The organism is Gordonia sp. i37, assembly GCF_002043085.1.
GTDB classification, from domain to species: domain Bacteria; phylum Actinomycetota; class Actinomycetes; order Mycobacteriales; family Mycobacteriaceae; genus Gordonia; species Gordonia polyisoprenivorans.
This window is the reverse complement of the sequence record NZ_MVPX01000039.1, coordinates 1-9,621: the sequence shown is the minus strand read 5'-3', so window position 1 is coordinate 9,621 and position 9,621 is coordinate 1. Positions and strand designations below refer to the sequence as shown.

Here is a 9,621-nt window from a genome sequence, read left to right as displayed (position 1 = left end):
GTCCCGCGCCCCCACCGACCCAGTGCTGTCGCAACAACTCGACGCCGCACTGATTTCGATGAACCCCGACAGTGTCATCGAGGATCGCGAGACCCTCACCGATCTGGTGGGGAACGTGACCATCACCGCCGATGTTGCGGGGCACTCCTCTCTGGATGCGGTTGTTCCCGCCCATTATGGGGTGTTTCTCACAACGCAGATCAACGCGCTCATCGATGAACGGACCTGCCGCAAGGACACCCGCCGCGTGGGATCGCTGCGAGTCATCGCACTCGGTGAGATCACCGGAGTCCCCGGCGCCCACCTCACCTGCGAATGCGGACAGGACGACTGCCCGAAAGGCAACGGCGGCGCCGTCAACAGGGACTCGGCGGAAACACCCGCTGACGCTGCCGATGCCGCAACCTGGGACGACCTGCTCCCCGAACCCGCTGACGCCGACGCTCCTGACATCGACGACGTCGAACCTTCCAGTGCGCCAGAAACTGCCGATGAGCATGACCCTGTTGAGTTGGTGGAGCCGGTCGCGGAACCCGAGATTCCCGACCCCATGGATGAGCCGACCCCGGATGAGGTGCCGGTGGCGTTCGGACGGGCCCTGGTCGTACCCGGCGCACCCGTACTGACAGTCCTGAAAGATCCCGACGGTGTACTGGCGCCGCGGCTGCAGGGATACGGGCCCATCGACCCCAGCTACGCCACCACCCTCGCCGACGTGGCCAAGACCATCCATTACCCCGAATCCGTACGCACGGCTGGACCACTCATCCCGCAGATCTCCGACCGCGCACAGGCACGGCCGGCGGATCCGACCGGGCACGGTGGTCACACCGTGCCGCCACCTGGGGCATTGACCTATGCACCCAGCGCGACATTGCGCGCTGAGGTGTTGGCCAATGATGCGTGGTGCCGATACCCGTACTGCGGGATGCCGTCACACCTGTGCGACCTCGATCATTGGCGACCCTTCAACCACACCGACCCCGAGGCCGGAGGCTGGACGGTGCTCGGTGATCTGATCCCGCTGTGCCGGGCTGATCATCAGCGGAAGCATCTTGGGGAGTGGGTGCCGACGCTCTACGCCGATCGGAGGGTGGAGTGGCGGAGCAAGTGGACGGGGCAGGTGATCGTTACCTACCCACGGTGACGGGGTTTCGCTGTGGGATGGAACCAGCTGTGGCTCACCGGGTCTCGAGGCCCGGCGCCTGGGGCGCCGGGCACCTCGACCATCGGGGGGAAGGGTTCTCGACCATCGGGGGGAGGTCCTCGACCACCAGGGCCAGGCACCTCGACCATCGGGGGGTTTCGACGACCCGGATCTCTCAGATCCCCATCACCTCGCGATAATGGGCGTACGCACCGGCCACCTCGTCCTCGGTGAGACCGAACTCTTCGAGCGAATACCGGTGCACGCCATGGGCATTCTGCCGATGGGACTGTCGGTGCCGATGCATGGCGGCACGGGTCGGGCCGTCGAGTTCCAGGCCTGCGGCAGCGTAGATCCGGTCGATCTGCGCCATTGGGTCCGCAATGAGGTCGTCGTACCGCACGTCGACGAATCGGTCCGGATGGTGTTGGCGTACGACGAGCGCCCGTTCGGTCATGTCGACGTTGCGGCGCAACCAATGTCGCGCGACGGCGGCGGCATCGACGGAGTCGGAGAACATCGAATGGCCGTGAGCGAGCATGCTCGAGAACGAGGCTGTGGTGCGCACTGGGTCGCGGTGGGTGTTGACGATGACCGCGTCGGGAAACACGTCGAGTAGCGTGTCGAGGTGTTCGAGATGCGCGGGGGTCTTGAGTACCCAGTGCGGTCGTCGGTCCTGCCGCGCAAGTACCTGCAACAGCACCTTCAGATACTCATACGACGGGCGGACGTCCTGGCGCGCCAACCACTCGGCATACGCAGGTACGTTCAGCATCGCCTCCGGCACCTGGGATAACAGTGAATACTCCTGCAGCAGAACATCTTCCTCCGGACCGTCGGCCTCGACGGCGTGGATGGCGAAGAACTGCGGGTTCAGGTATCGCAGGGCGAGTTCGGCGAGCTTGGTCTGCGCAATTCGCACACGTGGCCGTGCACCTGCCCGCTCCCATCGGCTCGGCAGCAGGTGCACCACCTCCCACGATTGCACCGCGCGCACCCGCGGATCAGCGCCGATCAGCCGGTGCAACATGGTGGTTCCGCTGCGCTGCAGGCCGGCGATCACGATCGGTGGCGTGATCGGCTCGTCGAGTACCTCGGGCTCGGCCTCCAGCAGTGCGGCCACGCGTAAGCGCGTCGTGAGCAGACCGTGCAGGCGTGCGCGAATCACCAGCGCCCCGAAATAGCTGAGGTTCGCCTCGTCGACAATCGAACGGGTCAACACATCGAGAGCTTCGTCGGTCAGCGCGTCGGCTTCCCATGCCCGCCTCGCCGACCTCTCGGCGCGCCGCCGCAGGGCGTCGGCGGACAGATCCGGACCGAGACCACGTCGAACCAGCTCGGCACCAACATGATTGAGCGCTCGGATACCACTTCGCCGAAACGGCACGAATCCGTCAGACATCGAGAGACCCGGGCGTCAGAGTTCGCGAACCTGAGCGACCGGCACCACCCGGGTCCGTGGTTGAGGATGATCTTGGGCCCGAATCCAACGGAAAGTCATTCCACCACAGTCATGTCCGGGGGTGTGCAGCCAGTTCGGCACACCGGGATCGGTGTGCGCGACGACAATTCGCACGCTCCCGTCGGGCCGATACTTGGCGGTGTGCTTGTTGACATGGATCGTCGAATACCGGTAATCCAGCGACTCGAGCCAGTGATTGTCGAGTTGGAAGTTCCACGCCTCGCACTCGGGGATCTCCGCGTCGATCACCAGCGCCTCATCGGGTCGCAGGCGCCAATAGCTGTGGTAGTAGATGATATTCGGGTCTCCACCGGCCTTCGTCGACTTCTCCGGATCGAACATGGGGAGTTCGTTGGTGTGCTCGGCGAAGTCATGCGCCCACTTGGCGAACAGCATCGACGCGCCGGCCACAAGCAGACTCGCCTTTCCGAGCCCGGCATCGAGCTGTGCGGCGGTGAGCGGCTCGGGCGGCGGTGGCGCCTGGTCGTTGCCGGCACCGACAGCCGGATCGTAGAGCTCGATGTGCAGATCGGCGGGCACCTCGGTGGTGCGATCGGCGAAGGTCTGACGCACGATCAGCAGCCCGGTATCAGCGGTCATCGGCAACCAATTGCCGTCCTGCCCCTCAGGCCAGGGGCGGGTCGCACTGACGATCAACTCGAAGGTGCCGTCGTCGGCGATCTGCAGGTCCGAGGCCTCGACGTATCCGGTCGTCGGCATCTGCCCGCCCTGACCGTAATTGCCCTCCTGCGTCCCGAAGCCGAGATAGTCGACGGTGCCGCGCGTTCCGCTGATGCGGTAGGTGAGCGTCCCGTCGATCGTCGCATTCTGGTAGTAGTTGTCGGGGTTGTCCGAGCCCATCTTGGCGGTCTCATGAATCATCCTGCGCAGCACGGGCGCTCGCGGGTCTGCGTATTCGACGAACGCTTCGAGTCCGGCGCGGGTGAGCCGCGACAGATAGCGATAACCCTCGGCCTGGGTCAGCGGATCGGTCGGCGTCCCCGGGTACATGATCGATGCGCCCGCCGATTTCAGCGTGTCGCAGAACTCCTCCCACGCCTTGCCGGTGGCCACCCGCGCCTCGGCGACGTCATCGGGAGTCTTGCCGCGTACCTTCAGCCAGGCCACGCGGGCCCGCCGGAATCCGTCGAGTGCCGAGGTCGCCAGTGTTCGGCCGTTCATGCCCGATCTCCGTTCATGCCCGCCTACATCGTCCAGTACTCACCTTACGACTCGGCGGGCCCGCTCAGAACGACTTGCGCGCAGTCTTCGGATCGCCGTAGGTGATGGCGCGTTCGCGACGGGTGTCGGTGAGCAGCGTCGCCGCCCAGGTCACCAGGGTTCCGGTGCGGTTGCGGACACCGGCGAGAAAGGCGATGTGGATCGCACCCCACGCCAGCCAGCCCACCCGACCCGACAGGCGCAGCGGACCGGTCTCCAGAATCGCGTTCTTCCGGGAGATGTAGGCGGCGCTACCGAAGTCCCGGTACCGAAACGCAGGTCGCTCGGAGCCTCCGGCGAGGAGCCCGGCAATCACCTCTCCGGCGTGCCTGCCACCCTGCATCGCCACCTCCGCGACGCCGGGCAACTCCTTATAGGAGCTGATGTCACCGACGACGAAGATGTCCGGATGGCCCGGAACCGACAGGTCGTCCCCAACCGGGATGGTGCCGCCGTGGTCCTGTTTCACCCCGATCGCGTCGGCGAGCGCCTTCACGAACGGCACCGCCTCAACGCCGGTCGTCCACAGCGTGGTGCGGGCACCGAAGGTGCGCACCTCCCCGGACTTCTTCTCGGTGATCTCGACGGTGTCGGCACCGACGTCGGTGACGTGCACCCCGAAATGTGTTTCCACGCCCAGGCGTTCAAGGGTGCGCAACGCGCTCGTCGACAGCGACGGACTGAACGACGGCAACAGTCGGTCGGCCCCCTGGAACAGCATCACCCGCGCCTCATCCGGGTCGATGCTGCGGAACTCGCGCTCCAACGCGTTGTGCGCCAATTCCCGGATCTGGCCTGCCAATTCGACACCCGTGGGCCCGCCGCCGGCGATGGCGAAGGTCAGCCACGGCTTGCGCTGTTCGGGATCGGGCAGGGTCTCGGCGACCTCGAATGCGCCCATCACCTTGCGGCGGATGGCAAGTGCGTCGTCGAGGGTCTTCATCCCGATGGTGTGCTCCATCAGATGTTCGTTGCCGTGGTAGGCGGTGCGCATGCCGACCGCGACGACGAGGTAGTCGTATCCGACCTGCTCGACCGACGAGTCGAGCCGGGTGACGGTGACCGTGCGCGCCGCGGGATCGATGTCGGTCGCCTCGGCGCAGTAGACGTCGGCGTTGCGTTGCCTGCGCAGCAGGTGCCGGATCGGGCTGCTGATCGAGCCCTCCGACAGCAGTCCCGTCGCGCACTGATAGAGCAACGGCTGGAACAGGTGACTCGTACCGCGATCGATGACCGTCACCTTCGCGTTCGCGCGCCGAAGGCTGCGCGCCGCGTGCATACCGGCGAAACCGGCACCGATGATGACCACGTGCGGCCGGGTGTCCCGGCGGGGTTGGGACGCATTCACCTCGCCGATTGTGGCAGAAAGTCCGACGCCACGACGGGACCCTCAGCTCTTGACCGGTACCGCCGAGGTCACCGCGACGGTTACCGCCGCCGCTGCAGCGGTCGCCGCGAAGACCGACGGCCACGCACCGATCTTCTTCGCCAGGGGATGCGAGATGGCGAAGGCGGCAACGTAGCTGCCGAGCAGGCCGCCCGCGACCGCGGGTCCGCGCCGCAGCCATTCGCGGGTGCAGTAGGCGCCGGCCGAGGTGACGACGACGCCGCCGAGTTCGCGACGGCCCGTCGCACGAAAAGCGCCGAAACCGCCGACCAGTCCGACGGCGACACCAGCAACTGTGGGATCGAATGCCATGCTCGTCAGCCTACGCAGGTCACTCACCCAGCAGGTACTTGCGCTGCATCCGCTTCCACAGTTCGAGGTGCGGATCGGTTCGCGGATCACGACGGTCGATCAGATAGGTCGTGGCCACCCCACGCATGCTCGACAGCAGCACCGGATACAGCGCCGCATATCCCGGCGCCGAGGTCAGTTCCGAGCCCAGGAATCCATCGACCGCCGACCTCACCGTCGCGCCGATCTCCCGTTCGGTGGGTAGCAGCGCGGTCCGCAACGCCTCGTTGGTGCGCGCGGCGATCCACAGTTCCATCGACGCCACGAAGTAAGGCTGGTGAAACGTCGACCACCCCACCTCGGTCGCCTGCGAGATCCGCTCCACCGGATCGTCGGGCCAGTCGATCCCGAAGGGCAACTCGGCCAGCCGCGTTCGGGCGAGATGCCCGACCGCGGCCATCAGCAACGCATCCTTGGACGGATAATGGTGCAGCATGCGCCCACGGGTCACACCCGCCTCGGCCTGGATCGCAACGGTACTGGTGTGCGAATAGCCACGCTCGACCAGAACCCGAAGTGCCGCATTGAGAATCGTGACACGGGTCAGGTCACTTCGTCGCTGTCGCGGGGCAGGTCGGCCTCGGTCCGCGTCGTCGGGAAGCGAGGTCACACGTCCAGCCTAGGGCAGTCACACGTCGAGAATGTGCGGCAGCCCGGCCCGATAGCGATCCCGGTCCTGCGCCTTGAGCGGATCGAGCATCGGCAGTTCCCACAGCGGGTACACCGCGGCATGGCCCGCCGGACTGTCCGCGGCGTCGAGGATCGCGTTGGTCACCCGACGCCCGGACTCGTTGGCACCCTCCATGGTTGCCAGATCGATGTTGGTGCGGACGTGGTCGCCGCCGATGAACAGATTCGCGATCGAGGTGGCGACGCCGGGACGATGCGGCAACGAGCCTGCGGTGTTGACCATCAGCGGGGTCGCGTTGGCGATGGTGAGGGACCACGTGATCCCGGGATCGAGCGACCACGTCACGATGTCCTCGCTTCGCAGGATCTCTCGCCCACCGGAATTCATCGCCTTCGACATCTGCGCCCACACCTCCTTGGCGATCTCGTCTCGGGTGCACTGCTTGGCGGTCCTGCCGTAGAGGATTCCCGGTGTGTCCCAATCGGAGATGTCGATCGACAGGCAGTCCTTGCTGCGTCCGTCACCGTAGGTCCGGGCGAAGTCGACGCCCCACGGCGCTGCCTGGAACAAGCCGGTCAACGCCCAGGGGGTTCCCAACGCCGCGATGTGGCCGGGTGGCAGATCCGAGCGGCGGGACAGGAAGTACTGGATGCCCACCATCCAATCATCCTGCAGGCGGAAGATTCCGGAGAGTTCCGGCGCGGCCCCGAGGACGGCGGACCCCAACAAGGGGCGGATCCGATCCAGCGGCATCGCGGCGACGTACCAGTCGGCGTCGACCCTCCGCCCCGACGTGGTGCGAACGCCGGTGATCTGCTTGTCCCCGACCTCGAATGCCGCTGCCCCCTCCCCCATCTCGAACCGCACACCTGCCTGGCGCAGATAGGCGACCCAGGGGTCGATCCACGCATGATTGGTGGGGGCGTTGAGGATTCGGTCGACACCACCCTGGACCAGTCCCGCCTCGTAGTTGCCGATCAGGCCGGTCGCCGAGGTCGCCAACGCCAGGCCGATCTGCCCGATGGTCCGCGCCGAGGCGGTCTGCGATTTCGCCGCGACCAGCGCCCGGGTCAGCGCCCCGGCCAGATACCGCCGATAGGCCGGCGACTTGGTGTCGGCCTTGACGAACTGCATCCAGGATTGGTTCTCCCACTGGCCGACTCGGCGTTCGGTGCAACTCGTGGCGATGATGAGTTCCCGGGTGACGAAGTAGGCGAGTTCGGCCGGCGGTATGTCGACGACGAATTTCAGCCCGGTCGTCAGCGCATTACGCACGTTGTCCAGGGCCGCGAGGGCCCCGGCATGGTCGATCATTCCCACGATGGAGGCGGGCGCGATCGTCGGGGCATACCCGGCGTCGGCGAATGCGACGGCGGCGGTGTCGACGTCGACGAGGTGCCGGCTCTTCACGGTGCCGCCGCCGGGCACCGGAATCCGCGACATGGTGTCGGGGACATGCTGATAGCAACCGGGGAAGAAGCGGAAGCCGTGGTCACCCGGCAGCGCCATCCGACCTCCGGCAGCAGTACCGGGCACGTCGTGGCTGCGCGCCTTACCACCGAGGTAGGCCGGCTCGTAGACGGTCACCGCGAATCCGCGTTCGACGAGTTCGTGTGCCGCCGACAGACCGGCCATCCCGCCGCCGAAGATCGCCACCCGCCGACGCCGTGAGGGTGGTGGCGGTACCGCCCGCGCCGCCGGAACCGCGACCCCCGGCATCGCGACCGCGGTTCCGGCGAGCACGGCGGCCGCGGCCGCACCGGTCAGGAATCGACGGCGTGACACACCCGAGTCCTGTGCCGACGTCGCGTCGCCACGTGCATTCAGATCACTTCCCGACATTCGACTCCCCCGTACAAGTCGTCCACGACAGTCGGCCGACCATAACAGTCAGCCTTGACTCTTTCGGTAAGTGATTACTACCACCATCGCGATCCTCGGTGGGACGTTTCGGCGAAAACGTATCGACGGCCGTCGTCGAGGCCTGCTGTCACACTGGACTGCATGGCCCGTCTGTCTGTGAACCCCATCCCGTGACCGAACCGATGCCCGGCACGGCCGCCGGACCCGAAACACCCACGCCGACCATCCTTCTCGTGACCGGCAACCACGCCGACGCCCTGTCCGACGAGTTCGGCCGCTACCGACGCGACTACCACGTACGCTGCGTGTCCTCGGCGATCGAGGCCATCACCACCCTCGGACAACTGTCCTCGCAGGGTGAGCCGATCGCGCTCATCGTCGCCGAATCCGAACTATCGGACATGCCGATCCTCGAGGCACTCGGCACCTTCCGCAGCATCGTCCCCACCGCCCGACGCGTCGTCGTCATCCACTGGGACCGCTTCGCCACGACGTCGGAAGCACTTCGGATTCCGTTGCGCAAGGGCAAGTTCGACACATTCCTACTCATGCCGCGCGGAGCCCGGGACGAGGAGTTCCACTACGCGATCACCGAGATGCTCTCGGATTGGGGTGCCACGATCGCCGCGCCCGTCGTCGAATCGATTCGCATCATCGCCGACACGGAAAGCCCACTGACACTGGAGATCCGCGACCTCCTCGACCGCATGGGCATGCCGCACCGCACCCACACCCCCGACAGCCCCGCCGGACGCGAGGCGCAGGCGGCCTTCGACCACAGCGCAATCGACGGCACCGACACCACCGACGGCGCGAGGTTCCCCCTGGTCCAGTCGATGGTCAGCAAGTCCCACCGCACGGTCATCGCCCCACGCTCGGCGCGCGACGTGTCGGTGATGATGTACGGGCGCCCGTCGGATGTGGCCGAGGACTCCGTGGTGGATCTCGCGATCGCCGGGGCCGGCCCGGCCGGCCTGGCCGCCGCGGTCTACGCCGCCAGCGAGGGGTTGTCGACGGTGGTCATCGAGTCCTCGGCGATCGGCGGCCAGGCCGGCACGAGTTCGATGATCCGCAACTACCTCGGCTTCCCGCGCGGCATCTCCGGCATGCGGCTGGCCCAGCGCGCCCGCACCCAGGCGGTGCGCTTCGGCGCGCGGTTCTATTCGGGTTGGGCCGTCGAACGACTCGAAGTCGGCGTCGAGAACCGGCCGCATTGCCTGATCACCGACGGTGGCGACGTGCGCGCACACGCGGTACTCATCGCCAGCGGGGTCGCCTACCGCCGGCTCGGCGTCGACTCCCTCGAGGCACTCGTCGGGCTCGGGGTGTTCTACGGGGCGGCGATGTCGGCGGCACGCGAGATGGAGGGCCGCGACGTCATCGTCGTCGGCGGCGGCAACTCCGCCGGGCAGGCCGCGATCCACCTCGCCCGATTTGCGCGATCGGTGACGATTGTCGTCCGGCGCGCCGACCTCACCTCGACGATGTCGCAGTACCTGATCGGCGAGATCGCCTATCACCCGCGGATCAGCGTCTGCGGCGGGGGGGGGGGGGGCGGC

The 9,621-nt window shown here is 66.9% G+C and carries 8 protein-coding genes; 2 read left to right on the top strand and 6 right to left on the bottom strand.

Going from position 1 to position 9,621, the window contains the following annotated elements; genetic code table 11:
* Positions 1-1,147, top strand: a 1,147-nt coding sequence (locus B1964_RS01365) for an HNH endonuclease signature motif containing protein (protein ID WP_079928505.1), incomplete at its 5' end; no start/stop codon positions are given.
* Between the two features lie 175 nt (positions 1,148-1,322).
* On the opposite strand, the gene B1964_RS01360 is transcribed toward B1964_RS01365, so the two are convergent.
* From B1964_RS01360 to B1964_RS01335, 6 genes are all read right to left on the bottom strand, one after another.
* Positions 1,323-2,549 (bottom strand): sulfotransferase, encoded by a 1,227-nt coding sequence (locus B1964_RS01360; protein ID WP_079928504.1) that lies wholly within the window; start codon positions 2,547-2,549, stop codon positions 1,323-1,325.
* Positions 2,550-2,564: 15 nt separating this feature from the next.
* Positions 2,565-3,791, bottom strand: coding sequence for a DUF1214 domain-containing protein (locus B1964_RS01355; protein WP_079928503.1), 1,227 nt, complete (start codon positions 3,789-3,791; stop codon positions 2,565-2,567).
* A gap of 64 nt (positions 3,792-3,855) precedes the next feature.
* Complete coding sequence (locus B1964_RS01350) at positions 3,856-5,178, bottom strand: NAD(P)/FAD-dependent oxidoreductase (protein WP_006371719.1); 1,323 nt, start codon at positions 5,176-5,178, stop codon at positions 3,856-3,858.
* A gap of 42 nt (positions 5,179-5,220) precedes the next feature.
* The gene (locus tag B1964_RS01345; protein WP_020173121.1) at positions 5,221-5,529 is read right to left on the bottom strand and encodes a hypothetical protein; all 309 of its coding nucleotides are present in this window, start codon (positions 5,527-5,529) and stop codon (positions 5,221-5,223) included.
* A gap of 19 nt (positions 5,530-5,548) precedes the next feature.
* On the bottom strand, positions 5,549-6,178 hold the full coding sequence (locus B1964_RS01340) for a TetR/AcrR family transcriptional regulator (protein WP_079928502.1): 630 nt from the start codon (positions 6,176-6,178) through the stop codon (positions 5,549-5,551).
* An 18-nt stretch (positions 6,179-6,196) separates the two neighbouring features.
* Positions 6,197-8,041, bottom strand: coding sequence for an FAD-dependent oxidoreductase (locus tag B1964_RS01335; RefSeq protein ID WP_079928501.1), 1,845 nt, complete (start codon positions 8,039-8,041; stop codon positions 6,197-6,199).
* Positions 8,042-8,244: 203 nt separating this feature from the next.
* Between B1964_RS01335 and B1964_RS01330 the strand changes: the two genes are divergently transcribed.
* Positions 8,245-9,621, top strand: a 1,377-nt coding sequence (locus B1964_RS01330) for an FAD-dependent oxidoreductase (protein WP_172398714.1), incomplete at its 3' end; no start/stop codon positions are given.